We start from the raw sequence: 26,130 nt of genomic DNA on the forward strand, positions 1-26,130 counted from the left end.
GGTCCGGGGGCCGTACGCCCCACAGAGCGACGAATCTCAGACGGATGGATGATTTCGTCTGGTCAACCGTAGGTATCGCGAGGGCCGCGCCCCTGGACCGACCTGAGGCCGCGTTTCCATGTGGGGGCGTCCGGCCCGGAAACCCGGATCGACTCGACCCCTGCTGCCGGGTACCGCTGGGCGATGGTCGTCGTGACCGTCCCGCGCATGAGTCGCAGCTGCGTCGCCCAGGCCGTCGAGTCGCACCGGATGACCAGTGCGCCGTCCTCGATCGTCACCGGGGTGGAGTGCTTCGCGAGTTCGTCGCCGACCACGCTCGGCCAGTCCACGAACAGCTCCGAGCGTGCCAGCGGCTCGGTCCAGCCCAGCTCGGCGGTGAGGGCACCCATCACGTCGCCGAGTCCGGTGGGCTCACGTCCCTTGCCGTAGGGCACCGAGTCCGGGTCCTGGCCGGCGGCTCGGCGTCGGCGCGCGTCGAGGCCGCGCTTCGACGGGTCGCCGAAGACCGCCTTGAAGTGCTGGTAGACCCGCGACGGTTCGGCGGGCTTCCGGGGCGCGGGCATCAGGACGCCGCCGGGGTGGCGTCCGGACGGGAGGCCCGGTCAGCGTCCGCCTCGTCGCTCACGATCGCGCCGGCTTCGATCCGCACGGTGTGGGCGGCGAGCTGGCCCGGGACGTCGCCGTGCACCGCCGCGGTGATGAGCACCTGCTCGTAGTCCGCGACCGCTCCCGCCAGGCGTTCCCGGCGGGATTCGTCGAGTTCGGCGAACACGTCGTCGAGGATGATGATCGGGTCGCCGAGCGCCGACTCCGCGCGGAGGATCGTCGCCGATGCCAGCTGCACCGCGAGCGCGAAGGACCAGGACTCGCCGTGACTGGCGTACCCCCGGGCCGGTAACCCGTTGAGCTCGAAGAGGACGTCATCGCGGTGCGGGCCGGTCAGGGTCAGGCCGCGGTCGAGTTCGTCGCGACGACGACGCTCGAGGGCCGCGCGGAACGCGTCGGCGGCGGCCGCGATCGAGACCGGCTCCTCCGGGGTCCCGAGCACCGGGTCGGTGGCGGCCGCGTCCTCCGGATCGGCTCCACGGACACTGAGCACGCCGGCGATCGACGCCTGGTGCCGTTCGCCGGCGACGGTCGCGTACGACTCGGCCACGAACGGGGCGAGGCGCCGGGTGAGGTGGTCGCGGGCTGCGATGATCTCGGCACCGAACTCGACGAGCCGGTCGTCCCAGACGTCGAGCGTCGAGAGCGCCCCGGCTTTCGCTCCGGTCGCCCGCGCCGACTTCAGCAGGGTGTTCCGTTGCCGGAGCGTCCGGTCGTAGTCGGCCAGGACGCCCTGCATCCGCGGCGCGATCTGGACCAGGAGCTCGTCGATCATCCGACGGCGGCCGGACGGTTCGCCCCGGACGAGGGCGAGGTCCTCCGGTGCGAAGAGCACGCTCGTGCAGTAGCGCGGGAGCTCGCGGGGCTTGATCGCCGAGCGATTCACCTGCGCGCGGTTCGAGCCGGTCCGGTTGATCTGCACCTCGGCGAGGATGCTCCGGTCTTCATGCGCCAGTCGGGCCCGGACGATCGCAGAGTCGCACCCCTGCCGGACGAGGGCGGCGTCGGTCGGCACCCGGTGCGACCCGAGGGTCGACAGGTACGCGATGGACTCGACGAGGTTGGTCTTGCCCTGGCCGTTGCGGCCGACGAACAGGTTCGGCCCGCGTGCGAAGTCGACGTCCGCCTCCCGGTAGTTCCGGAAGTCGGAGAGCTGGAGATGGTCGACGTGCACGCGGGCCGAGACGGGTCGAGGGGGTTACCTCGACCGACTACGCCTTCTTGACGGCGTGGCCGCCGAACTGGTTGCGAAGTGCCGCGACGGCCTTCATCGTCGGGGACGCGCTGCCCTGACGCGAGACGAAGCGCGCGAACATGGCGGCGGAGAGCGCCGGCATCGGCACCGCGAGCTCGATGCCCTCTTCGAGGGTCCACCGACCCTCGCCGGAGTCGTCGACGTAGCCCTCGAGCGCGTCGAGCTTCGGGTCCTCGTTGATCGCGAGGACGAGGAGGTCGAGCAGCCAGGAGCGCACGACGGTGCCGCGCTGCCATCCGGCGAAGACGGCGGGGACGTCCGTGATGATGTCCTTCGCCTCGAGGAGCTCGTAGCCCTCGCCGTACGCCTGCATGATCGCGTACTCGATGCCGTTGTGGACCATCTTCGCGTAGTGGCCCGCGCCGATGCCGCCGGCGTGCGAGAAGCCCTCTTCGCGCGGGCCCTCGGGACGGAGTGCGTCGAAGACGGGCATGGCGCGCTCGACGTCGGCCGCGTCGCCGCCGGCCATCATGCCGTAGCCGTTGTCCTTGCCCCAGACACCGCCCGAGACGCCGACGTCCATGTAGCGGATGCCCTTGGCGTCCAGCTGCTTGGCGTGGATCTCGTCGTCGAGCCACTTCGAGTTGCCGCCGTCGATGACGAGGTCGCCCGGCTCGAGGACCTCGGCGAGGTCGGTGATGACGTCGTCGGTGATCTTCCCGTGCGGGACCATGACCCAGACCAGACGCGGGCCGGAGAGGGCCTTGGCGAGTGCGCCGAGGTCGGGGACGTCCGAGACGGCGGGGTTGGCGTCGTACCCGACGACGTCGATCCCTGCGTTGCGCAGACGCGCACGCATGTTGTTGCCCATCTTCCCGAGGCCGACAAGACCGATCTGCATGATTTCCTCTTCTTCGTCGATGTCGCGCTGGTGCTGGTTTCCACCCGCCAGCGCTGGATGTCTGTTGCGCTCAGCGCAGCAGCAGGTTGGGCTGCAGCAGGTACCGGTATCCGTCCGTGGCCGGTTCCTCTCGCGAGGACTGTCCGGTGATCAACACCGGGCCCGGCTTGTTCGGGTTCTCCGTCTTGGTGAAGGAGATCCGGACGAACTCGGAGTGCACTGCATTCAACCCGTCCAGGAGGAAGGCCGGTTTCAGGGAGACAACCGTTTCCTCACCGGTCAGCAACGCATCGATCGACTCTGACGCCTGCGCTTGTTCGGAACCGATCGCCTCGAGCGTGAGCCCGTCGACCGTGAAGGAGAACCGGAGTGCGGCTTCGCGCTCCAGGACGAGGGAGACCCGTCGGACGGCTTCGACCAGTTCCGCGGTGTTGATGACCGCGTGGTCCTGGACCGCCTCGGGGAAGAGCCGGCGGACCGGCGGGTAGTTGCCCTTGATGAGCAGCGACGTCACGGTCTTGTCGTCGGCGTGGAACGCGATGAGCTCGCGGTCCGAGCCGCCGCTGATCGAGACCGAGACGGTCGTGGCCGACCCGAAGGTGCGGCCGACTTCCTGCAGGGTGCGGGCCGGGACGAGGGCGTGGAGGGTCGTGGCTGCGTCGCCGTCGTCGCCGGCGCGGCCCGAGTCCCACTGGATCGTGCGAACGGCGACGCGGTAGCGGTCCGTGGCGATGAGCGAGACGTCGTGCTCGCCGACCTCGAGCTGGACGCCGGTGATGACCGGGGTGACGTCGTCACGGCTGGCGGCGACGGCCACCTGCGAGACGGCTTCGGAGAACGAGTCGCCCGGGATGACGCCGGTCTGCGGACCGATCTCGGGGAGGGTCGGGTACTCCTCGACGGGCATCGACAGCAGCGTGAAGTGCGCCGAGCCGCAGGTGACCGTGATGCGGGAGTCTTCGGTCGAGAAGCTCACCGGGGCGTTCGGCAGTCGGCTCGCGATGTCGTTGAGGAGCCGGCCGGAGACGAGCACCGTGCCCGGGTCGTCGATCTGCGCGGCGATCGAGGTCTGTGCCGAGACCTCGTAGTCGAACGACGACAGCGTCAGACGATCGCCGTCGGCGTGGATCAACACACCGGACAGGATCGGGAGGGTCGTGCGCTGAGGGAGGAGCTTCACCGCGAAGGAGACGGCTTCGGAGAAGACGTCCCGGTTGACCTCGAACTTCACGGCGTGGACCCCTGTCGATCGGTTGACTGCCCGGCGGCCCCCATTGTGGCACAGCGGCGGCAGACCACCGATCCGTGCCATTCGCCGTCCCCAGAGGTTGGCCCAGGGAGAAGGAGAGAGAAGAGAGGAGTAATGGTCTTAACGCCTGTGCACACTGTGGACAACTCTGGGGATGCCGCTCCCCGACTGGGAACTACAACCGTGTGACTTGTTGGTGGCGTGTGAGCGACCTCTGGATGAGCAAAGTTCATCTATCCACTTCTCTCCCCAGTTTCCACAGGCACCCCTCCAGCTGTGTACAAGCGGGCGGCGTGTCCTCCACAGTTATCCACAGGCTTTCCACACTGTGGGGAATCCGCCGCATGGAACCGTCTCAGATGGTGGACGCGCGCAGAAGGAGGCCGATCCCGGGTGTGGGACGGGCCTCCTGGACGGGGGGTGGCGGGCTGGTGCGCGCTACCGGTACCGACGGTCCTGCTTGATCCGGCTGGTCAGTTCGGTGACCTGGTTGTAGATCGAGCGACGCTCCTTCATGAGCTCCGCGATCTTCTTGTTGGCGTACATCACTGTCGTGTGGTCGCGGTTGCCGAACAGCTGACCGATCTTCGGCAGCGACAGGCTCGTGAGCTCCCGGCACAGGTACATCGCGATCTGGCGAGCCGTGGCGATCGCCTGCGACCGGGACGAGCCGTAGAGGTCGTCGACCGAGAGCTTGAAGTACTCCGCGGTGTGGTTGATGATGTCCGTCGGCGCGATGACGTTGTCCTCGTCAAGCGTGATCAGGTCCTTGAGGACCGTCTGCACCAGCGCCATGTCGACGGCCGTCCGGTTGAGGCTCGCGAACGCGGTCACCCGGATCAGGGTGCCCTCGAGCTCGCGGATGTTGCTCGACACCTTGGACGCGATGAACTCCATGATGTCGTCCGGCACCTGCAGGTGGTCGGACTGCGCCTTCTTGCGGAGGATCGCGATGCGCGTCTCGAGGTCGGGCGCCTGGACGTCCGTGATGAGACCCCACTCGAAGCGGCTGCGCATCCGGTCCTCGAACCCGGTCAGGTGCTTCGGCGCGACGTCCGAGGTGATGACGACCTGCTTGTTGTGGTCGTGCAGCGTGTTGAACGTGTGGAAGAACGCCTCTTGCGTGGAGTCCTTGCCCTGCAGGAACTGGATGTCGTCGATCAGCAGGATGTCGATGTCGCGGTACCGCTGCTGGAACTGGTTCGACCGGTTGTTCGCGATCGAGTTGATGAAGTCGTTCGTGAACTCCTCACTCGACACGTAGCGGACGCGGATCCCCGGGTAGAGGCTCTCGGCGTAGTGCCCGATGGCGTGGAGCAGGTGCGTCTTGCCGAGGCCCGAGTCGCCGTAGATGAAGAGCGGGTTGTACGCCTTCGCCGGCGCCTCGGCCACCGCGACCGCCGCCGCGTGGGCGAACCGGTTGGAGGCACCGATGACGAAGTTGTCGAAGTTGTACTTCGGGTTGAGCCGGGATTCCGGACGGCCACCGGTGCCGGGCGAGTCCACCGGGCTCGGGACGAACGGCGCCTCGATGTACTGGCGCGGTGCGGCGGTCTGCGGCACGTGCTCCTGCACCGGCTCGGCGTAGGAGGGCACGGCGACGGCGTCGACCCGCGGCTCGGAGGCCATGTCGGGGTTCACGGTGATCGCGAAGTTGGCGACCGAGTCGTCCCCGATGCGCGCGACGGCCTCGGTGATGGGCACCCGGATGCGCTGCTCGAGCATCCCGCGGGTCAGGTCGTTCGGGACCTCGAGGTAGAGCGTCCCGGCGAGGACGCCCTTCGGCTCGACGAGGTTCAGGAACCCGTGCAGCTGCGGCGTGATCCGGTCGTCGTCGGCGAGGATCCCGAGCACTGACGACCAGAGGTCCTGGACGGGGTCGGCCGGCATCGTCATGGCGTGCTCGTCTCCTGGTCTCACTGCTCGGGTGCGTCACTCTGCGGGCGCAGAAGGTCCGGGTTCGGTACGAGCCACGCCGGGGCCGACCCGCGCCTCCTGGATGGCCGGAGGCGATCGGCACGGTGTTCTGGGCGCCGTTCCCCGTCGAGCTTCCCACAGGGTTGTCCACAGTCTGCTCCACGGCCGCGCGGACCGTGGTCGAGGGGGTACTCCCCCGTACTACCGGGCTTCCGGCGGTGCGGTGACACAACTGTAAAGGACCGGAGCGCGTGGTACCCAACGGAAGTTCTCCCCAGTGTGGAGAATCGGGAGGCCGTGGTCACCACGGCCGCGCGGGTCCAGGGGTGTTTGACCTGGCAGCCCTCGTCACGTACCGTTGTCCAGTTGACTGCGGCCGTTCGGTCGCGCCTTCCGTGTCAACCAACGCATACGTGACGGCTCGCCGCGAGCAGCCGTGTGGAGATCATCATGAGCAAGCGCACCTTCCAGCCGAACAACCGCCGCCGCGCCAAGAAGCACGGCTTCCGTGCCCGCATGCGCACCCGCGCCGGCCGCGCCATCCTCGCCGCACGCCGCGGCAAGGGGCGCACCGAGCTCTCCGCCTGATCCGCGGGGGTCTTCGTCGTGTTGGCCCGAGCCAACCGCATCGTCCGAGGCGACGACTACCGGATGGTCGTGCGTCGTGGTCGCAGAAGCGCCACGGCACACGCCGTCGTGTCGGTGGTCCGTCGCCTCGATGACGATCCTGGTCCCACCAGGTTCGGGTTCATCGTGGCGAAGACCGTCGGGAACGCGGTGACGCGCAACCTCGTGCGTCGCCGTCTGAAGGCGATCGCGCATGGGGTCCTCCCGAGCGCGCCGCTCGGGTACGACGTGGTGGTGCGTGCACTGCCAGCCGCCGCGCAGGCCGCATGGCCTACCCTGCTCGAAGACATCACGCGCTCCTTCGCGCGCGGTGTGGAGAAGGCAGCATGAACCGGTTCCTCTGGGTCGTCGCGTTGCTCCCACGCAACGCGTGCGTCGTGGTGCTCCGGGCCTACCGTGCGGTGATCTCACCGCTCTACGGCAACGTCTGTCGGTACCACCCCTCGTGCTCGCGCTACGCGCTCGAGGCGATCCAGCAGTACGGCGTGGTCCGCGGATCGGCGATGGGCGCTTGGCGCATCGCTCGGTGCAACCCGTGGGCAGCCGGCGGGATCGACGACGTCAGGGAACGTCGCCGCCCCTTCACCGTCAGTCGGTTCGGGTTCGTCCTCGCGCCGATCCCGCAGCAACAGCAGACCTCGGCCGGCACGGTCCGTCCGGTGCTGCTCCCCCAGCGCACTCGAAAGGCGTGACCGTCCCCATGGACCTCATCGGTACGATCCTCTGGCCACTCAAATGGGTGGTGTCCGCGATCCTGGTCGGCTTCCACTGGGTCTTCGAGAACCTCGGGATGGACCCCTCTGCGGGTATCACGTGGGTGCTGTCGATCATCTTCCTGACCTTCGTGGTCCGGGCCGCGCTGATCCCCATCTTCGTGCGACAGATCAAGTCGCAGCGACGGATGCTGGAGGTCGCGCCCCAGCTGAAGAAGATCCAGGACAAGTACAAGGGCAAGAAGGACCAGTTCTCGCGCGAGGCCATGTCACGCGAGACCATGGCGCTGTACAAGGAGACCGGGACGAACCCGCTGAGCTCCTGCCTGCCGCTGCTCATCCAGATGCCGATCTTCTTCTCGCTGTACTCGGTGCTGCACGAGGCGCAGATCAACAAGACGGGCATCGGCCTGCTCACCGGCGACCTCGCCAAGTCGTTCGGCAACGCATCGCTCTTCGGAGCCCCCCTGCACGAGACGTTCACGAACGCGTCCGGCTGGGAAGTCCGCATCATCGCGGGCATCATGATCGTCGTGATGACCGCCTCGCAGTTCATCACCCAGCTGCAACTCGTCGCCAAGAACATGTCGCCGGAGACCAAGGAGTCTCCGATGTACCGCCAGCAGAAGATGATGCTGTACGTGCTTCCCCTGGTCTTCGTGATCTCGGGTCTGTCGTTCCCCCTCGGCGTCATGTTCTACTGGCTGGCCTCCAACCTCTGGACGATGGCGCAGCAGTACTTCGTCATCCGCAGCATGCCGACGCCGGGCTCCGAGGCAGCCCTCGCCCGTGAGGTCCGTCTCGCCAAGAAGGCCCAGCGCCGCGGAACCCCCGCGACGACCGGTGTCCTCACTGAGGCCGGGACCGGTGCCTCCATGGCCGAGGTCGAAGCACGTGTGAACAACCAGCGCCAGCAGCCGGTCGGCAAGTCGCGCGCCAAGAAGAACGGGAAGACCAAGTGAGCGAGCAGGACACCGCTGCGGTCGTCGACACGACGGACGACGAGCAGCACCTCGCCCCCACCGACGCGACGGTCGACGGCGATGACGTGGACGGTGACGACGAGAGCCGCGACGAAGCGGACATCGCTGCCGACTACATCGAAGAGCTGCTCGACATCTGCGACCTCGACGGAGACATCGAGATCGAGGAGCGCGCCGGACGCGTCTACCTGACCGTCACGGACGACGGAGCCGCCCTGCGCGTGCTCGCGAAGCCGGACACGGTCACGGCCCTCCAGGAGCTGGCTCGCATCGCGGTGCAGGCCGAGACCGGAGAGTTCAGCCGACTCATCCTGGACATCGGTGGATCCCGCGACGCCCGTGCGACGGAACTGCAGCGGTTGGTCGACACCGCCGTCGAACGCATCGAAGCCGGTTCGACGACGGCAGCACTGCCCCCGATGTCGTCCTACGAGCGCAAGCTCGTGCACGACCTGGTCGCCGAGAAGGGCTTCCACTCGGAGTCCGAGGGTGAGGGCCGCGACCGTCACACCGTCATCACGCGATGACGGACGCCCACGTCACGGCCGGTTCGGAGCCTCCTGTCCTGGAGGCCGAGCCGGCCGTCGCCGCGTCGCTCTTCGGTGACCAGATCGACGGTGCCCGGTCGTTCGCCGACGAGCTCGCCCGCCGCGGGGAGGAGCTCGGGCTGATCGGCCCACTCGAGCTCCCGCGGTTGTGGACCCGACACATCCTCAACTCTGCGCTCGTGGCACCGCTGCTCCACGCCGGAGCTTCTGTCGGTGACGTCGGGTCCGGAGCTGGCCTGCCGGGCCTGGTCTTGGCGATCGCGCGACCGGACGTCTCCATGACGCTGATCGAGCCGATGGAGCGTCGGACCGACTGGCTCCGTGCCGAGGCTGACCGCCTCGAGCTCGAAAACGTCACGGTCCTTCGAGCCCGCGCGGAGGACGCTGCAGACGCACTCGTGCTCGACCAGGTGACCGCGCGTGCAGTGAGTGCGCTCTCGAAACTCATACCGCTGACGGTGCCCCTCGTCCGGTCCGGTGGGCAGCTCATCCTCATGAAGGGTGCGCGCGTCGACGACGAGGTCGCAGCCGCGCGCAAGGTCATCCTCCGCAACCGTCTGGAAGACGTCGAGGTCCTCGAGCTCGGAGTCGGAGTGGTCGAGGAGACCACGCGCGTCTTCCGGGCTACAGTTGACTGACGCCACCGATCCGGTCTGATCGGGTTCCGTCGTAGCGTGTTCCCACGGCTGCACAACGGAGCGCGTCGAGGGGCGACGGCCGTGCCGACCGCCCGATGTTCCACGTGAAACACAGACCGGGGAAGAGGCACTCGTTGAGTTCGTCCACTGACTACGACGCGTCGACACCCCTCGCGCGCGAGATCGCCGACCTCAATCGACGCCGGCGCGCGATCGCGACGCAGCAGTTCCCGCTGCCGGAGAAGACCCGAGTCTTCACGGTGTCGAACCAGAAGGGTGGCGTCGGCAAGACCACCACCACGGTGAACCTCGCCGCTGCCCTGGCGCACGGTGGGGCGCGCGTCCTGGTGATCGACCTCGATCCGCAGGGCAATGCGTCCACCGCGCTCGGTATCGACCACCAGGCGGAGGTTGCCAGCATCTACGACGTCATCGTCGACGAAGCCCCGATGGCGGACACCGTGCAGCGCTCCCCCGAATCCGAGACGCTTTGGTGCGTGCCGGCGACCATCCATCTGGCAGGCGCCGAGATCGAGCTGGTCTCGCTCGTGGCCCGCGAGCAGCGTCTCCGCACCGCGCTCGACGAGTACCTCGCTTCCGTCGAGGAACCGTTCCACTACGTCTTCATCGACTGCCCGCCGTCGCTCGGCCTGCTGACGATCAACGCCTTCGTCGCGGCCAAGGAAGTCCTCATCCCGATCCAGTGCGAGTACTACGCGCTCGAGGGTCTCAGCCAGCTGCTGCGGAACATCGAGCTCATCGAGCGGCACCTCAACCCGCACCTGGCCGTGTCGACGATCCTGCTGACCATGTACGACGGGCGGACCAACCTGGCGAACCAGGTCGCCAACGAGGTCCGGACCCACTTCGGCGACCAGGTGCTGCAGGCGATGATCCCGAGGTCGGTCCGGGTCAGTGAAGCGCCCAGCTACGGGCAGAGTGTGGTGTCGTACGACGTCAACTCCACCGGCTCGCTCTCCTACCTGGAGGCCGCGGCCGAGATCGCAGAACGAGGAGCAAAGGCCTGATGGCACCCAAGCGGACCGGACTCGGGCGTGGCATCGGCGCGCTGATCCCCACCACAAACGAGCAGCAGGAGCGGCCCGTCGACGTCTTCTTCCCGTCGGGTGGGACCTCGGCGTCGGAGGCGACCGGTGGCGGCACGGCAGAAGAGCTGCTGGCCGTTCCGGGTGCACGGCTGGCGAACCTCAACCCGCTCGACATCGTGCCGAACGCCCAGCAGCCGCGGAAGGAGTTCCGCGAGGAAGAGCTGCAGGAGCTCGTGCACTCCATCCGTGAGATCGGTCTGCTGCAGCCGATCGTGGTGCGACCCATCGCTGGTGCTGCCGGGACTGCGCCGCAGTACGAGCTCATCATGGGTGAGCGACGACTCCGCGCCACGAAGGAACTCGGGCTCGCGACGATCCCGGCGATCGTGAAGGAGACGCCTGACGACGCGATGCTCCGGGACGCGCTCCTGGAGAACCTGCACCGCGCCCAGCTGAACCCGCTGGAAGAGGCGTCGGCGTACCAGCAGCTCCTCGCCGACTTCGGTATCACGCAGGAGCAGCTCGGGCAGCGGATCGGTCGGTCGCGTCCGCAGATCACGAACACCATCCGGCTGCTTCGGCTGCCCTCCCCCGTTCAGCGTCGCGTCGCCGCGGGTGTCCTCTCTGCAGGGCATGCTCGCGCGATCCTCGCGGCCCCGGACGCCGAGGCGATGGAGTACCTGGCGGAGAAGATCGTCAACGAAGACCTCTCCGTTCGCGCTGCCGAAGCGATTGCGCAACAGCTCTCCACGAAGACGCCCGCCAAGACTCCGGCGGCTCCGTCGAAGCGCCAGGTCCACTTCAACGACATGGCCGAACGCCTTGGGGATCGGTTGAACACCCGGGTGAAGATCGCCGTCGGTGCCCGCAAGGGTTCGGTCACCATCGACTTCGCCAATCCCGACGATCTGTCCCGGATCCTCGGGGAACTCGGCATCCAGGACGTCGCTGGCTGAGGCTCGTTCGGCACGAGCGCTGTGCGCCCGTCTGAGCGCTCGAGATCGCGCAGGTGGGTACTGACGCCACCCTGCCGGTCCCGGGGGCCTCTGGGGGCATCAGAAGCGCTTCCTGGGTCCCTCTCGGCCGTCTAGGCGGGGTCCATTGGCTCGCCTCCGGTCCGAGGACTCAGCGCCCGGCGCTGTCTCGGCAGTCGGGCGTCCGAATCGTCATGCTCGTAAGCCTTCGGCGTTCGGCGGGCTGCAACCGGTGGCCCGGTTTTTCTCCTTGCAGCTCTGCCCTCGGCAGCGTCGCTGATTTGCTTCCCGGAGCATCGGTGCACAGACGGACAGTTCGCGATGTTCCACGTGGAACATCGACTCGAACGCGGGAGGTAGCGGTCGCACCCCGGTCGGGCGCGCTCACCGTAGGAAGAGAACTGTCTTCCACCGTGCCACGTCGGTGCTTGCCGGGTCTTGGGCGGACAGGTTTGGTGGTGGGGCCATCCCTTCGGTGAGGGGAGGTTCTGTCGCGGCGGACCGTGCCAGGAAGCTCGCATCGTCAGGGTCCTCCGTGGCTTGACCGCCTTTAGGCTTCTCCGCGTTGCCGAGTCTGCTTGACGATGTTCCACGTGAAACCACAAGGGATCTGTCACCTCCCGCGGTGCCGTCCTGAGGGAGAACGTTCGCGTGATCTTGCCTATCGGCTACCGGCTGTCCGGTGATGATGCAGCGGCGCGCAAGTGGCGGTGACGGTTCACGACGGGAGCTTGTGATCCTGCGCTGGTGCGCTGGTGCGGTCGGCTACTTGGGCATTCGTGGGCTCGGGTGCTTGGGCTTTCGTGGGCTCGTGGTCCGGCGGCAGAGTGACCGAATGCCCAGGGGCTCGCGGGATCAATCAACAGCGTCCCTCAGTGCCGTGCTCGCTGAAGGGCCGCGGTCCCGCGTCCCCGCGATCCCGCGATCCCTCGTTCCCGCGTGGCCCCGTGGCCGCGTGCTCGCGTGCAGGCCTACCCGCTTGGCGTCGTTCCCGCGTGAACGTGTGCCCGCGTGACCGGTCCGGTTGCCCGTGTACGAGAGCACTGAGCACTGAACGCTGAGCTCTGAACTCTGAGCTCTGAGCTCTGAGCTCTGAGCTCTGAGCCCGGCGCCCTGAGCGCCGATTGCCCGACTAACCCAACGCCCGGCAGCCCGAGTACCCGGTTGCCCGTTCCTCCGGTCCCCCGTTTCCCCGGTTGCCCGGTCGTCCGCGGCCCCGTTTCCCCCGTTGCTCGTTCCTGCGGGTTGCCCGTTCCTCCGGTCCCCCGTTTCCCCGGTTGCCCGGTCGTCCAAGGCCCCGTTTCCCCGGTTGCCCGGTCGTTCGATCGCCCGATTGCCTGAGTCACCGAGCGCCCCGGTCCCCCAGTCGACGAGCTCCCTGGCCCTCAGTCCCCGAGATGCCGAGTTCCCGAGCGGACTATTTGCTGCGTGGTTGCGGCTGCGTGTCCAGGTGCTGGAGCGGCAGCGCGACGATCAGGCGACAGGTACCGGCGCCGGGCCGCGCTGCATCGCTACCCGAACTCTCGGATCTGTATTGTGCGCGCAGCCCTCGCGGCATCACCGAGATTTGACCGCGTCGGTTTCCGGCAGCCGCACTGTCGGCGCGTCACAGGCGTTCTACTGGGACAGCACGAGATGCCACTGGCCCGGGGCCCGTCGAAACGGAACGATGAGACCCGCGGCGCCGACCTCGAGAGAGCGCTCCCGCACGGCCCACGAACGCGGAGACCGACCGGCAGCGACGTCGTCCTGCCACGGAGCGACCGCGTCAGCCAGGTCGATGCCGATCGCTCGCAGTACCTCGGTATCGCGCAGATCGATGACCGCCTGCGCCTCGACCTCAACCCGGACGACGTCGATTCGTTCTGCCCGTGCCGCGCGGTGCGCGATCATCGCAGCGTCGACCCCGGCGATCGCCGAGCTCAAGGAGAGCGCGGGCTCGTGTGCCCGCGAGTGGCGGCCGGCTGAACGTGATCCGGTGAGGGCGAGCTCGCGGAAGGCAGGGTCGACGGTTCTGAAGAACGAGCCGCGGATCGTGGGCGTGAAGATCCAGTCGGTGTCTGCCACATGCTCAGGATGCCACCGGGAGGCCCCTCCAGCGTCGGGTAGCGACCCATCAGCGATTCAGTAACGGGCCAGCGACGATGTTCCACGTGGAACAATCCACGAGGTCAACCAGGAGCGCGCCACCATCCGGCAGTGGCGGCACCCGACTGGCTACCGACCTCAGGCCGAGTGGTCGCGGATTGCCTGCTCCGCCAGCTCGGCGTAGGTCCACCCGAGATCGAAGCCCGACGCGGAGAGCGCCTGCGGCACAAGCGACGTCTCGGTGAGCCCCGGCAGCACATTCGCTTCGAGGAACCACGGCGTCCCGGCTCCGTCGATGATGATGTCCACGCGAGACACGTGCCGCAGCCCGAGGGCCCGGTGCGCCAGGATCGCAGCAGCAGAGGCAGCCTGTGACTGCTCCTCGCTGAGCCGGGCGGGGGTGAAGAACGTCGTCTCCCCCGCGTTGTACCGCGCCTCGTACCCGTAGAACCCGTTCCGCGGCACGATCTCGACCGGCGACAGTGCCAGTGGGCCGTCCCCGGTGTCGATGATGCCGACCGCAATCTCGGTCCCTCGGATCAGCTGCTCGACGACCGCGTCCTCGCAGTACGTGTAGGCCGCGACCATCGCGCGCGGCAGGTCGTCGACGTTCTCGACGAGGGTGACACCCTGAGCGCTCCCACCGCGCGCTGGCTTCACCGCGAGCGGCACCGGGTGCTCGGAGGCGATGGCCTGCAGGACACCGACGGCACCGAGTTCGCGGAAGACGTCGTGGGACAGCGTGATCGAGCGCGGTGTCCGGACGCCCGCCCGGGACACGAGCGCAGAGGCGGTGGGCTTGTCCCATGCCAGGCGCGCCGACGTCGAGCGTGAGCCGACGTACGGGATGTCGAGGGCCTCCAGGATGCCCCGGAGCGCGCCGTCTTCGCCGGAGGCGCCGTGCAGGGCCGGCCAGACGACGTCCGGTCGGTCCGCTGCGAGTGCGGGCAACAGGGAGGCGTCGGCGTCGCGGAGGTCGACCTGCCACCCGTACCCGGTCAACGAGTCCGCGACTCGACGACCGGAGCGCAACGAGATGTCCCGTTCGTGGGAGATCCCGCCGGCGACGACGACGACGTGACGGCGGGCGAACTCAGCCATGGGCGGGATCCTCTACGGACGGGGTGGAACGATGGAAAAGCCTGATCAGGGCATGTTCGGCTGCGGTGAGCTGACCGACGAGGTACTCACCGATGCGCTGGACCGACTGGCGGACCCGAAGGTCTCGACCAGTTCGAGCTCGTCGTTGACCACCGACGCCAACCGCTTCACGCCGACCCGGATCTGCTCCGGAGTCGGGTAGCAGAACGACAGGCGGATGTTGCCCGCTCCGCGGCCGTCGGCGAAGAACGCGGTCCCCGGTGTGTAGGCGACGAGTTCCTTCACGGCCCGAGGGAGCATGCCCTTCGAGTCGAGGGAGTCGGGCAGCGTCAACCAGATGAAGAACCCGCCGTTCGGCACCGTCCAGCTGAGGTCGGGCAGGAACTCCCCCAGTGCCGAGAGCATCGCGTCGCGTCGCTCGGCGTAGATGCCGCGGAAGGTGTCGACCTGACCCTTCCAGTCCGCGGCGTCGAGGTAGGCGTTCACGACGTACTGCCCGAACGAGTTCGGGGCGAGGACGGCGGATTCGTTGGCGAGCACGAGCTTCTCGCGGATGGCGTGCGGCGCGAGGGCCCACCCGACGCGGAACCCGGGCGCGAGGGTCTTCGAGAACGAGCCGAGGTAGACCACACCCTCGTCGTCGATCGACCGGATGGCCTGCGGCGCGGGCTCGTCGAACCAGAGCAGCCCGTAGGGGTTGTCCTCGAGCACCAGGATGTTGTTCGAGCGGCAGATGTCGAGCACCTCGATGCGGCGCTCCCGGCTCATCGTGACGCCGGCGGGGTTGTGGAAGTTCGGGATCGTGTAGAGGAACTTCATCCGCTTGCCAGCGGCCCGCAGACGGGCGATCGTCTCGCGCAGGGCCTCCGGGACCAGACCGAGCTCGTCGGTCGCGACGTGGACCGTCTCGGCCTGATAGGAGCGGAACACACCGATGGCGCCGACGTACGACGGGGACTCGGCCAGGACGACGTCGCCCGGGTCGATGAACAGGCGTGTGACGAGGTCCAGGGCGTGCTGCGACCCCGTGGTCACCACGACGTCCTCCGCGCTGGCACGGATGCCCTCGAGGGACATCACGTTGACGATGTGCTCGCGGAGGGATCGCAGACCCTGTCCGCCGCCGTACTGCAGCGCCATCGCGGCGTCCTCGGCCATCACGCGGTCGAGTGAGCCGGTCACGAGCTCACGCGGCAGCGCGGAGACGAAGGGCATGCCGCCGGCGAGCGAGACCACCTCGGGCCTCGACGCGACGGCGAACAGAGCTCGGACCTCGGAGGCGCTCAGCCCGGCGGTGCGCTGGGCGTAGGAGTCGTACCAGGGGTCGAGACTGTTGCCGTTCGTCATCGAGTTTCCTCCACTCGGTCGTTCTCGCCACAGTACGACATCTGCCCGGAGAACCCGCCGCCGAGACCGGTACCAATCTCCAGCCTGTGGCACGCGTGACGAACGCAGCGCGTGACGCTTCTTGTGTGGAACCGTTCGCCGTTCGGCCAAACAACACATAGGCAATCTGATACGTCGGTGATAGGTTCGAGCTGCCAATGGGGCAATCCCATGGCTGCTGCTACCGCAAGGTCGCCCGCAGCCCAGAAGAAATGAAGGATGACAATGACGTTTCGGGTACATCGCCTCCCCCTCGCCGCTCTTGCACTCAGCGCCAGCCTCGCCTTCGGAGTCATCGCGCCCGCTCAAGCTCGGGCTGCCGTGGATGACGGCCGGGCAGCGCTCGGCCCGTGCAACTCGGCACAAGCCGTGAGATTCACGAACTCCGGGAGCAACGGAGGGACATCGACCATCCAGAACTGCTTCTCGACGAAAAAGCGCGTCGCGATGCGAATCCACAACGTGGTCGGGCTGATCGGCTGGGACCAGAACGGACGCTGTGTCACGCTGAATCCTGGTGGGAAGACGAGCATGCGGAACTCCGTCTCGAGTTACGGCTTCAGTTGGGCGGCCTGCTGAACCGCTGCGTGCCTGCGGTATCCGAGCAGGGAGCGGATGAGGACGCACCAGACAACGAACGCCCCGCCCTCCGATGGAATGGAGGGCGGGGCGTCCGCGTCTGTGTGGCGGATCCCTACGCGAGGAAGTCCGCGAGGTCGGCCTCGAGGGCCGGCTTCGGCTTGGCGCCGATGACGGTCTTGACGACCTCGCCGCCCTTGAACACCTTCATCGCCGGGATCGACGTGATCTGGTAGTTCATGGCCGACTGGGGGTTGTCGTCGACGTTGAGCTTGACGATCTCGATCTTGTCGGCGTGCTCCGCGGCGATCTGGTCGAGGATCGGCGAGACCGCGCGACACGGGCCGCACCACTCAGCCCAGAAGTCCACGAGGATCGTCTTGTCGGACTTGAGGACTTCGGCCTCGAACGTGGCGTCGGTCACTGCCTTTGCGCTGGACATGTTTGCTCCTTCGACGGGAAGTCGGTTCGGTGTGGTGAACGGGGACGCAGCGACGCGCATTCCCGTGGCGTGCAGGGCCGGGGTCAGACCCGGGCGGTGACGTCGATGATCGCCTCGGCCGGGGTGACACCCTCGGCCTGGTCGGTCAGGTCGTGGTCGAGGTCGGCCAGGTACTTCTCGGCGTCGAGCGCTGCGACCGCACCGGAACCGGCGGCGGTGATCGCCTGGCGGTACGTCGGGTCGAGCACGTCGCCGGCGATGAAGACACCCGGGACGCCGACGGCGCGGGAGGTGCGACCCTCGACCGCGAGCGTGCCCTCGGGAGCGATCTCGAGCTGGCCGTGCACCAGGTGCGTGCGCGGGTCGTTGCCGATCGCGATGAACAGGCCGTCGAGGGCGAGGGAGGACTCTTCGCCGGTGACGGTGTCCTTGAGCGTGACGCCATCGACCGAGGAGTCACCCGTGATGCCGGTGACCTCCTTGTTCCAGGCGAACTCGATCTTCGGGTCGTTCATCGCGCGGTCCTGCATGATCTTCGACGCACGCAGCGAGTCCTTGCGGTGGATGACCGTCACCTTGTCGGCGAAGCGGGTGAGGAACGTGGCCTCTTCCATCGCGGAGTCGCCACCGCCGACGACGGCGATGTTCTTCTGACGGAAGAAGAAGCCGTCGCACGTGGCGCACCAGGAGACGCCGTGACCGGACAGGCGCTCTTCGTCCGGGAGGCCCAGGTGGCGGTACGCCGAACCGGTGGCGTAGATGACCGTGAGGGCCTCGTACGTCTCGCCGGAGCCGACCGTGACCTTCTTGACCTGACCGGTGAGGTCGACCGAGACGGCGTCGTCGTACAGGACCTCGGCACCGAACTTCTCGGCCTGTTCCTGCATCTTGATCATGAGGTCGGGGCCCTGGACGCCCTCGGGGAAGCCCGGGAAGTTCTCGACCTCGGTGGTCTTGGTGAGTTCACCGCCGGTCTCGACACTCGAGGCGACGATGAGCGGCTTCAGCTCAGCGCGCGCGGCGTAGATGCCGGCCGTGAACCCGGCAGGACCGGAACCGATGATGATGAGCTCGCGCATGCGTGATTGCCCTTCCGTTGCTTGCTGACCGGGTCAACCAATGGTACCGGCGCGCCATTCCCGCGGCCTGGCTGTGCGGTCAGCGTCCGAGGCGGCTGCGGACCAGCGTCACGGCGTTCGCGATCTCGCCGTTCTTCGCGACGACGAGCACACCGAAGTACACGGCTGCCATGACCGCTCCGGTCAGCACGAGCGTGATGAGGGCGCTCGTCACGTCGGCCATCGCGAAGCCGCCCTCGGAGAACGCACCGAAGAAGTTCGCGACGAGCACCCCAGCGACCCCGGCGATCAACGCGCCGATCAGGAACTGCACGTGCGATCGGGTGACGTTCGGGCCGTCGATCCCGCCGAGACGCTTGCGGACGAGGACGAGGGCCACGATCGTCTGCGCGGTACCGGCGAGCGTGGTGCACACCGCGATGCCGACACCGATGTGTTGCGCGGGGAACGTGGCCACCGCGAGGGCCCCGATGACGAAGAGGCCGGACTGCACGATCTGCATGAGGAACGGAGTGCGGTGGTCGTGCAGGGCCCAGAAGACGCGCTGGATGATGAAGAGCATGCTGAAGAGGACCAGCCCGGGCATGAACCCCACGAGCACCCACGCCATGGCCTGGGTCAGCCCGAACGTGTTCTCCCAGATGCGCGCGAACGAGGTCGACGTCACGATCAGCGCCACCGTCGCGAACACGGTGAAGAGCCCGACGATCCGGAGGGACAGCGACAGGTTCCGCCGGACTGCGTCGAGGTCTCCCCGCTCGGCGTCGTGGCTCATGCGGGTGAAGTACGCGGTCGCGATCGACACGGTGATGATCGAGTGCGGCAGCATGAAGAGCAGCCAGCTCGTCGCGAGTGTGGCGTTACCGGCACCCTCTGCCAGGGACGCGACCCGCGACTGGACGAGGCCTGCGAGCTGCGTGATGAGGATCATGCCGAACAGCCAGCCGGCCGCCGTCCCGGTGGACTTCAGTCCGACGCCGCGCCAGCGGAAGTCGAGTCGGAAGGACAGTCCTGCTCGGCGCCAGAACAGCGGGAGGAACGCGGCCTGGGCGAAGACGCCGAACGACGCACTGCCGGCGAGGATGGCGACCTTGAGCGGAGTCCACGCATCGACGCTCGAGTTGACGTCTCGTCCGTGGAACATGGCGATGAACACGACGAGCCCGGCGATCGCGATCACGTTGTTGATCAGCGGTGCCCAGGTGAACGGCCCGAACACCTGCTTCGCGTTGAGGACCTCACCGAGCAGTGAGTACATCGCGTAGAAGAGGATCTGGGGGAGGCACCAGAACGCGAACGCGATGGCCAGGTCCGTCTGCGCCGGTGTGAAGCCCTTGCCACTGTCCCCGGCACCCTGGCTGTAGGCGTTCACCAGGAACGGTGCGAGGAGTGTCGCCGCGATCGTGATCACGATGAACACGGAGCCGGCGAGCGTCACGATCTTGTTCACGTACGCTGTGCCGCCGTCGTTGTGCTGCTTCATCGCGCGCACGATCTGTGGGATCAGCACGGCGGAGAGCAGGCCACCGGCGATCAGGGCGTAGATGTTGTTCGGCAGCTGGTTGGAGACCGAGAAGGCGTTCGCCGCGCGGGACCCCGAGTTGCCGATCGCGTAGGCGAGCACGAACGTCTTCGCGAACCCGAGCAGGCGCGAGATCATCGTCCCCGCCGCGAGCATGGCGCTGGCCCGGCCGAGGCCACGCCCCTCGCCCTGCTCGGCGTCGACCTCGGCGCTGGGCTGGGTGGTGCTGATGGTCGGCTCCTCGGGGCGGTGGTCGGACGGGAGGCTCGACTCGACCCCGGCACGCGCGATCGCGTCCTCGAGACGGTCGCCGTCCCCACCGACGGTGTCGGTGCCGGAGCTGGCCGCGGCGATCGCGGTGGCGGCGCCGGGGACGGTGGTCGGGCCTCCAGGCTGTGAGAGGTCGGCGGCCTGGGAGAGGTCGGCAGACCGGGAGACGTCGGCAGACCGGGAGGCGTCGGCCGACGGTGCGGCGTCGGCGCCCACCGGGGGCTCACCGGGCCCGGGGGGCTGGACCTCGAGGGGACGGTTGGGGTCGTCGTCCTCCTCTGGTTCCGGTTCGCCGTTGCGGCGACGCAGACGGCGGCGGACGTTGCGGAGGATCCCCAGGCCGAAGACGACGACGACGGCGATCGCGGCGAGGGCCGTGATGACGGTCTCCCACTGCGCCTGCACGTTGATCTCGACCGTGGCGGGGGTGGCGATGCGGGCCCCGCTCGCGCTCGTCAGCGCCATCGACAGGGCGACCTTGCCGTTCGCGACCGACTGCACCGGGAACGTGGTGCGGGTCGAGGAGCGGGGTTGGATCGTGACCTCGACCGCGTTCCGTTCGATGCGCAGGAACGAGTTCGACGGCGTGACGGTCAGGAACACCGTGACCGGCCAGTCGGACCGGTTCCGGACCGAGATCGGCAGCGAGGACCGGTCGCCGAGCAGGGTGATGTCGCTCGAGTTCACGATGCCGACGCTGGCGATGGTCTTCTGGTCGTCCGCGGTGATGCCGTCCACGACGGTCGTGAGCCCGTCCGTGTCCGCACGCCAGGCGTTCGACGCCGCGGCGAGGGTGCGCAGGCGGGCCGGGGCGGTGACCTGGACCGGGTCGGCGACGGCGCTGGCGAAGCCGACGAGGGCCTGCTCGGAGCGGACCAGGCGGCGGAGGACCGTCAGCCGGTCGGAGCCGTCGTCCTTGCTCTGCAGGGTCAGCGATCCGGGCTTGGCGTCGACGACGGTGGAGAAGTCCGTGGGCGCGATCCAGGCGGTGTCCTCGAGGGCGTCCAGCGCCTGCTCGAGGCGCGCGGAGTCGGTCGGCCAGGACCGGTCGAGCGTCAGCAGGACGGGGCCGGTGGCGCTGCCCTGGACGGCGACGGTGGCGAGGGTCGCTCGGAGGGTGGCCATCGCGCGGTCGGTGGCGCGGGCGGACTTCGCGTCGGCGGCCTGGCGCAGCAGGTCGGACATCCCCTGGTCGGCGACGAGGGCCTTGGTGGAGGAGACCTGCTCGGCCGCGGCGACCGTGGTGTCCTGGCCGGCCGAGGTGTTGCCGCTGGACAGGATCGTCGAGGTGTAGCCGGCGGTGCGGAGTGCCGGGAGGTCGTCCGAGGAGACGGTGCCCTCGACCGGCCACGCGACGGTGTCGACGGTCCAGGGGAAGGACACCAGCGAGGCCGAGGTGGGGATGGTGGCGGGGTCGGTCTCGTCGGTGTTCCCGGTGCCGTTCCCGTTGCCGGTGCCGTCGGCGGCGTCCGTGGTGGCGGTGTCGGTCGGCTCGGTCGCGGTGTCGCCCGGGGTCTGGGTGGTCGAGCCCGCGCCGTCGGTGGGCTCCTGCGCCGGGTCCGTCGCCTGGTCGGTCGGGGCCGGGGTGGTGGTCGGGCTCGGGGTGGCCCCGGGGAACCGGTCGGCGTCGACGGCGGCGGCGATCGCCTGGTCGAAGGAGATCGGCGCCGCGATGCCCGACAGCCCCGCCTGGCGCAGCCCCGTGACGTCGGCGTCGGCGTAGGACAGCGGGAACTTCTCGTTCCGGAGGCCCTCCAGCCGCTCGAGCCACGCGGTCGCCGAGGTCGGGGCGTCGTCGCCCAGGATCCGGATGGACGCGATGATGCGCGGGTCGACGGCGAGGGCGACACTGTGGCCCTCGGCCGCGTCGAGCTGCTGGGTGAGGGTGCCGTCGACGGCGGTGTCGGCGGCCAGGGCGTTGGCGCTGAGCAGACCGTCGTCGGTCGCCGGCACCGTGACGGGCATCGCCACCGCGACGTCGACCGGCGCGGGGTCGGGTCCGGGGTTCCAGGTGAAGGCGGAGCGTCCGACGGCGAGGGTCGAGCCGGCGATGTACGAGGCCGCGATGCGTCGGGCACCGAAGGGGTTGAGTGTGCCGAGACGGACGTCGGCGAACGGCACCGAGATCGAGTCGACCGTGACGGATCGGTGTGCCGGGACCTCCGGGATCGTCACGCGGTCCATGCGCTCCCCGGGGTAACCGTCCGGGGAGGTGTCGTTGATCCAGTCGGTGAGGATGTCGCGCGTGCCGACGACGGGCCGGATGATGTCCAGGTCCGCGCGGCCCGCGGGCAGCGCGGAGTCGGTGTCGTTCGTCACCGTGACGGACAGCGAGAGGTCGTCGCCGAGGTTCATCACCCCGCGTCCGGACGGCGTCACCTGGACCGACGTGGTGCCGGCCTGGGCCGCGGCCGGCGTCGCGGGCTTCGAGGTGGTGGCGGCGTCGGCGACGTCCACCGCGGCGGGCGCGATGACCAGACCGGTGGCGACCAGGGCGGACGCGGCGGCGGTGAGCACGGTACGGAGAATCTGCATGTGGGAGGGCCCTGGTCGGAGCGGGCCACGACGAGTGTATGAGCCACGACCATGACAGCAGGCGAGCGCGCAGGTGCTCGGGCCCACTATCTGGGATGATCGTGGGCGTCATGCAGTCCGTAGCCCAGGCCGTCGAGCGACTCGACGCACTCGCCGCCACCGACACCGTCGACGTCCTCGCACGGGCGTTCGCCGCCGCCGGTCACGAGCTCGCCCTCGTCGGCGGGCCCGTCCGCGACGCCTTCCTCGGCCGTCCGGTGACCGACCTCGACTTCACGACGGACGCCCGACCCGACGCCGTGCTGGCGATCGTCGAGCCCCTCGCCAGCAACACCTGGGACGTCGGGCGCCAGTTCGGCACCATCGCCGCCATGGTCCGCGGCGAGCAGGTCGAGATCACCACCTACCGCAGTGACGTCTACGACGGCGAGACCCGCAAGCCCGAGGTCACGTTCGGCGACACCATCGAGGCCGACCTGCTCCGCCGCGACTTCACCGTCAACGCGATGGCGCTCCGACTCCCCCAGCGCGAACTCGTCGACGTGCACGGCGGCGTCGAGGACCTGCTCGCGCAGCGCCTGGCGACCCCGCAGGCGGCCCGGGTGTCCTTCCGCGACGACCCGCTCCGGATGATGCGCGCCGCCCGGTTCACGGCGCAGCTCGGCTTCACCGTGTCCGACGACGTCCGTGACGCGATGACGGACCTCGCCGACTCGATCGAGAACATCTCCGCCGAGCGCGTGCGGGACGAGCTCGTGAAGCTGCTGAACACGAACGACCCGGTCGAGGGCATCCGGCTGCTGGTCGACTCCGGCATCGCCGAGCTGGTCCTGCCCGAGCTCCCCGCGATGAAGCTCGAGATCGACGAGCACCACCACCACAAGGACGTGTACGAGCACTCGCTCACCGTCCTGACCCAGGCGATCGGGTACGAGGCCGAGCGGCACCCGGGCGAGGCCCCCGACACCGTCCTGCGCCTGGCCGCACTGCTGCACGACATCGGCAAGCCGGCGACCCGGAAGCTCGAGCCGGGCGGCGCCGTCAGCTTCCACCACCACGACCTGGTCGGCTCGAAGCTCGCGAAGAAGCGGCTGCGGGCCCTGCGCTTCGACAACGACACGATCGCCTCGGTCTCACGGCTGATCGAGCTGCACCTGCGGTTCTTCGGCTACACCGAGGGTGCCTGGACCGACGCGGCCGTCCGCCGCTACGTCCGTGACGCCGGCGACCAGCTCGAGCGGCTGCACGAGCTCACCCGCTCGGACGTCACCACCAGGAACCGTCGGAAGGCGGACCGGCTCGGGTTCGCGTACGACGACCTGGAGGCCCGGATCGCCGTCCTCGCAGAGCAGGAGGAACTCGACTCCATGCGTCCCGACCTCTCCGGGGACGACATCATGCGGATCCTCGACATCCCGCCGGGGCGCGCCGTCGGCGACGCGTACCGCTTCCTGCTCGAGGCGCGGATGGACGAGGGCCCGCTCGGGCCCGAGGACGCCGAAGCGCGCCTCCGCGCCTGGTGGGCGTCCCGCGACGAGGGCTGATCCGCTCGACGGTGGCGCGCCTCCAGGCCGTCCGCTACGATGGGCAGGTTGTCTCGCGCGCCTTCTGCGTGCCGGGGCACATGCATCAACCCTCCTGTCCCGGGAACTGCCCGGGGCCGCTGAGACCAGAGGAGGTGGGTTCCGCATGCACCAGTACGAACTGATGGCGATCCTCGACCCCGAGATCGATGAGCGCACCGTCGCTCCCAGCCTGGACAAGTTCCTCGCGGTCATCCGCAACGACGGTGGCACCGTCGACAACGTGGACGTCTGGGGCCGTCGCCGGCTCGCTTACGAGATCGCGAAGAAGAACGAGGGCATCTACGCCGTCGTGAACTTCACGTCGTCCGCCGACTCCGCCAAGGAGCTGGACCGCCAGCTCGGTCTCTCCGAGGCCGTCCTGCGCACCAAGGTCCTCCGCGCCGAAGAGGGCATGGCCCAGGTCGCCGCGCAGAAGCAGCGCGACGAAGCCCGTGCCGCCCGCAAGGCCGCCAACGCGTCGGCCTCGGCCGCCACGACCGCGAGCGCCGAGTAGCCCGTGGCCGGCGAAACCGTCATCACGGTGGTGGGCAACCTCACCGCGGACCCGGAGCTGCGGTACACGCAGAACGGGCTCGCCGTGGCGAACTTCACCATCGCGTCGACTCCTCGCACGTTCGACCGTCAGGCGAACGAGTGGAAGGACGGCGACGCGCTGTTCCTCCGTGCGAGTGTGTGGCGCGAGTTCGCCGAGCACGTGGCGGGGTCGCTGACGAAGGGCTCGCGCGTCATCGCGCAGGGTCGTCTCCGTCAGCGTTCCTACCAGGACCGTGAGGGTCAGCAGCGGACGAGCATCGAGCTCGAGGTCGACGAGATCGGCCCCTCGCTGCGGTACGCGACCGCCCAGATCACCCGTGCACCGGGTGGCAGTGGTGGTGGCGCCGGTGGTGGCCGTGGCCAGGTCGGTGGGGGCAACTCCTCCGGCGGTGGCAACGGCGGCTACAACGGTGGCGCGTCCGGTGGCAACGGTGGCGGTCAGTCCGACGCCCCGTGGTCGCCGCAGGGTGGTCAGCAGGGTGGCGGGAACGCACAGTCGAACGACGTGTGGTCCACCCCCGGCGGCACCTACGACGACGAGACCCCGTTCTGATCCTCAGCGGTCTGACGACACAACTTCTTCTTCTCTAAGGACACACAATGGCTGGAAAGAGCACCGGCGACCGCCGGAAGCCTCGCGGTAAGGGCGGCAAGAACGCCGCTCCCGCGAAGGCGATCAAGGTCGGCGTCATCGACTACAAGGACGTTGCGACCCTTCGCAAGTTCATCTCGGAGCGTGGCAAGATCCGCGCCCGTCGCATCACCGGCGTCTCCGTCCAGGAGCAGCGCCTCATCGCCCGTGCCGTGAAGAACGCCCGTGAGATGGCGCTCCTCCCCTACGCCGGCTCCGGCCGCTGATCGGAGGTCGACGAATGTCGAAGCTCATCCTCACCCACGAGGTCTCTGGCCTCGGTTCCGCCGGTGACGTCGTCGACGTCAAGAACGGCTACGCCCGCAACTACCTGATCCCGCAGGGCTTCGCCGTGTCGTGGTCGAAGGGCGGCGAGAAGCAGATCGAGTCGATCCGTGCAGCTCGCGCCGCACGCGAGCTCGCCACCATCGAAGAGGCACAGGACCTCAAGATGAAGCTCGAGAACGCCACCATCCAGCTGTCGGTCAAGGCCGGCAAGGACGGTCGTCTCTTCGGCTCCGTCCGCCCGGGTGACGTCGCTGACGCCGTCCAGGCGCAGGGCGTCGGCTCGCTCGACAAGCGCAAGGTCGAGGTCCCCGCGACCATCAAGACCGTCGGTGACCACGAGGCCACCGTGCGTCTGCGCGAGGACATCGTCGCGACCATCTCGCTGAAGGTCGTCGCCGCGAAGTAGTCCGGTCGCTGCTCCGGCAGCACCAGCACCGCCGGAAGGGCGGGTCTCCCCCAGTGGGAGGCCCGCCCTTCTGCGTTCCCCGGCGCGTGGTGCGGGTCACGGAACGCATTCCTGACGAACGCTCGGTGAACAGGAGTTGAAGGCCCTCGTCCGGGGGTCGACCGCTCGGTACGTTCGTCGAGGCCTCCAGTACCGGGGGTGAACGAAAATCGAGATCAGGAGCACGACATGCCCAACTTGAACGTCACCTACGGCGAGATGCAGGATGCCGCGACCCGTCTGG

General features: G+C 68.5%; 24 protein-coding genes. 13 read left to right on the forward strand and 11 right to left on the reverse strand.

What is annotated here, in order from left to right:
• Positions 1 to 62: 62 nt before the first annotated feature.
• The 5 genes from QCD68_RS05740 to dnaA form a co-directional block, all read right to left on the reverse strand.
• A complete protein-coding gene (locus QCD68_RS05740) occupies positions 63 to 563 on the reverse strand; it encodes a DUF721 domain-containing protein (protein ID WP_204610591.1) in 501 nt (166 codons plus the stop codon).
• Positions 563 to 1,780: a DNA replication/repair protein RecF gene (gene recF / locus QCD68_RS05745; protein ID WP_301222359.1), complete on the reverse strand. Its 1,218-nt coding sequence runs from the start codon at positions 1,778 to 1,780 to the stop codon at positions 563 to 565. Before recF ends, QCD68_RS05740 begins: the two co-directional genes overlap by 1 nt.
• A gap of 37 nt (positions 1,781 to 1,817) precedes the next feature.
• Positions 1,818 to 2,702, reverse strand: a complete 885-nt coding sequence (gene gnd / locus QCD68_RS05750; protein WP_111075316.1) for a phosphogluconate dehydrogenase (NAD(+)-dependent, decarboxylating) — start codon at positions 2,700 to 2,702, stop codon at positions 1,818 to 1,820.
• 70 nt (positions 2,703 to 2,772) lie between these two features.
• The gene (gene dnaN, locus QCD68_RS05755; RefSeq protein WP_111075315.1) at positions 2,773 to 3,933 is read right to left on the reverse strand and encodes a DNA polymerase III subunit beta; all 1,161 of its coding nucleotides are present in this window, start codon (positions 3,931 to 3,933) and stop codon (positions 2,773 to 2,775) included.
• 456 nt (positions 3,934 to 4,389) lie between these two features.
• Positions 4,390 to 5,847: a chromosomal replication initiator protein DnaA gene (gene dnaA, locus QCD68_RS05760; protein WP_221849357.1), complete on the reverse strand. Its 1,458-nt coding sequence runs from the start codon at positions 5,845 to 5,847 to the stop codon at positions 4,390 to 4,392.
• A gap of 471 nt (positions 5,848 to 6,318) precedes the next feature.
• On the opposite strand from dnaA, the gene rpmH reads away from it, so the two are divergent.
• The 8 genes from rpmH to QCD68_RS05800 all read left to right on the forward strand — a co-directional run bounded on the left by rpmH (position 6,319) and on the right by QCD68_RS05800 (position 11,382).
• A complete protein-coding gene (gene rpmH / locus QCD68_RS05765; RefSeq protein WP_043595303.1) occupies positions 6,319 to 6,456 on the forward strand; it encodes a 50S ribosomal protein L34 in 138 nt (45 codons plus the stop codon).
• 18 nt (positions 6,457 to 6,474) lie between these two features.
• Positions 6,475 to 6,825, forward strand: a complete 351-nt coding sequence (gene rnpA, locus QCD68_RS05770; RefSeq protein ID WP_111075313.1) for a ribonuclease P protein component — start codon at positions 6,475 to 6,477, stop codon at positions 6,823 to 6,825.
• The gene (gene yidD, locus QCD68_RS05775) at positions 6,822 to 7,187 is read left to right on the forward strand and encodes a membrane protein insertion efficiency factor YidD (protein WP_253465848.1); all 366 of its coding nucleotides are present in this window, start codon (positions 6,822 to 6,824) and stop codon (positions 7,185 to 7,187) included. The genes rnpA and yidD overlap by 4 nt, the downstream gene beginning before the upstream one ends.
• Positions 7,188 to 7,195: 8 nt before the next feature.
• Positions 7,196 to 8,170, forward strand: a complete 975-nt coding sequence (gene yidC / locus QCD68_RS05780) for a membrane protein insertase YidC (protein ID WP_111075403.1) — start codon at positions 7,196 to 7,198, stop codon at positions 8,168 to 8,170.
• Positions 8,167 to 8,718, forward strand: coding sequence for a Jag family protein (locus QCD68_RS05785; RefSeq protein ID WP_301222360.1), 552 nt, complete (start codon positions 8,167 to 8,169; stop codon positions 8,716 to 8,718). The genes yidC and QCD68_RS05785 overlap by 4 nt, the downstream gene beginning before the upstream one ends.
• Positions 8,715 to 9,377 carry a 16S rRNA (guanine(527)-N(7))-methyltransferase RsmG gene (rsmG, locus tag QCD68_RS05790; RefSeq protein ID WP_301222361.1) on the forward strand — a complete coding sequence of 221 codons (663 nt, stop codon included), beginning with the start codon at positions 8,715 to 8,717 and terminating at the stop codon, positions 9,375 to 9,377. Before QCD68_RS05785 ends, rsmG begins: the two co-directional genes overlap by 4 nt.
• A gap of 95 nt (positions 9,378 to 9,472) precedes the next feature.
• On the forward strand, positions 9,473 to 10,405 hold the full coding sequence (locus tag QCD68_RS05795; RefSeq protein WP_166780580.1) for a ParA family protein: 933 nt from the start codon (positions 9,473 to 9,475) through the stop codon (positions 10,403 to 10,405).
• Positions 10,405 to 11,382, forward strand: a complete 978-nt coding sequence (locus QCD68_RS05800) for a ParB/RepB/Spo0J family partition protein (protein ID WP_111075309.1) — start codon at positions 10,405 to 10,407, stop codon at positions 11,380 to 11,382. The genes QCD68_RS05795 and QCD68_RS05800 overlap by 1 nt, the downstream gene beginning before the upstream one ends.
• Positions 11,383 to 13,017: 1,635 nt before the next feature.
• Here QCD68_RS05800 and QCD68_RS05805 read toward each other — a convergent pair.
• From QCD68_RS05805 to QCD68_RS05830, 6 genes are all read right to left on the reverse strand, one after another.
• Positions 13,018 to 13,467 (reverse strand): RES domain-containing protein, encoded by a 450-nt coding sequence (locus QCD68_RS05805; RefSeq protein WP_301222362.1) that lies wholly within the window; start codon positions 13,465 to 13,467, stop codon positions 13,018 to 13,020.
• A 159-nt stretch (positions 13,468 to 13,626) separates the two neighbouring features.
• Positions 13,627 to 14,589, reverse strand: coding sequence for a D-alanine--D-alanine ligase family protein (locus QCD68_RS05810; protein WP_301222363.1), 963 nt, complete (start codon positions 14,587 to 14,589; stop codon positions 13,627 to 13,629).
• A gap of 45 nt (positions 14,590 to 14,634) precedes the next feature.
• Entirely contained in the window at positions 14,635 to 15,936 is a 1,302-nt protein-coding gene (locus QCD68_RS05815; protein WP_204610621.1) for an aminotransferase-like domain-containing protein, read from the reverse strand.
• Between the two features lie 733 nt (positions 15,937 to 16,669).
• Positions 16,670 to 16,996: a thioredoxin gene (gene trxA / locus QCD68_RS05820; RefSeq protein ID WP_110902894.1), complete on the reverse strand. Its 327-nt coding sequence runs from the start codon at positions 16,994 to 16,996 to the stop codon at positions 16,670 to 16,672.
• Positions 16,997 to 17,079: 83 nt separating this feature from the next.
• On the reverse strand, positions 17,080 to 18,075 hold the full coding sequence (gene trxB / locus QCD68_RS05825) for a thioredoxin-disulfide reductase (protein ID WP_301222364.1): 996 nt from the start codon (positions 18,073 to 18,075) through the stop codon (positions 17,080 to 17,082).
• A 79-nt stretch (positions 18,076 to 18,154) separates the two neighbouring features.
• On the reverse strand, positions 18,155 to 22,402 hold the full coding sequence (locus QCD68_RS05830) for a DUF6049 family protein (RefSeq protein ID WP_301222365.1): 4,248 nt from the start codon (positions 22,400 to 22,402) through the stop codon (positions 18,155 to 18,157).
• A gap of 110 nt (positions 22,403 to 22,512) precedes the next feature.
• Here QCD68_RS05830 and QCD68_RS05835 point away from each other — a divergent pair, with 110 nt between their 5' ends.
• From QCD68_RS05835 to rplI, 5 genes are all read left to right on the forward strand, one after another.
• On the forward strand, positions 22,513 to 23,946 hold the full coding sequence (locus QCD68_RS05835) for a CCA tRNA nucleotidyltransferase (RefSeq protein ID WP_111075402.1): 1,434 nt from the start codon (positions 22,513 to 22,515) through the stop codon (positions 23,944 to 23,946).
• A 145-nt stretch (positions 23,947 to 24,091) separates the two neighbouring features.
• A complete protein-coding gene (gene rpsF / locus QCD68_RS05840) occupies positions 24,092 to 24,481 on the forward strand; it encodes a 30S ribosomal protein S6 (protein WP_110902892.1) in 390 nt (129 codons plus the stop codon).
• Between the two features lie 3 nt (positions 24,482 to 24,484).
• Positions 24,485 to 25,075: a single-stranded DNA-binding protein gene (locus tag QCD68_RS05845; protein ID WP_111075302.1), complete on the forward strand. Its 591-nt coding sequence runs from the start codon at positions 24,485 to 24,487 to the stop codon at positions 25,073 to 25,075.
• 47 nt (positions 25,076 to 25,122) lie between these two features.
• On the forward strand, positions 25,123 to 25,380 hold the full coding sequence (gene rpsR, locus QCD68_RS05850) for a 30S ribosomal protein S18 (RefSeq protein WP_056121021.1): 258 nt from the start codon (positions 25,123 to 25,125) through the stop codon (positions 25,378 to 25,380).
• A gap of 14 nt (positions 25,381 to 25,394) precedes the next feature.
• Entirely contained in the window at positions 25,395 to 25,847 is a 453-nt protein-coding gene (gene rplI / locus QCD68_RS05855; RefSeq protein ID WP_111075301.1) for a 50S ribosomal protein L9, read from the forward strand.
• The last annotated feature ends 283 nt before the right edge of the window (positions 25,848 to 26,130 follow it).

It is taken from the genome of Curtobacterium sp. PsM8 (assembly GCF_030433875.1).
Taxonomy (GTDB): Bacteria; Actinomycetota; Actinomycetes; order Actinomycetales; family Microbacteriaceae; genus Curtobacterium.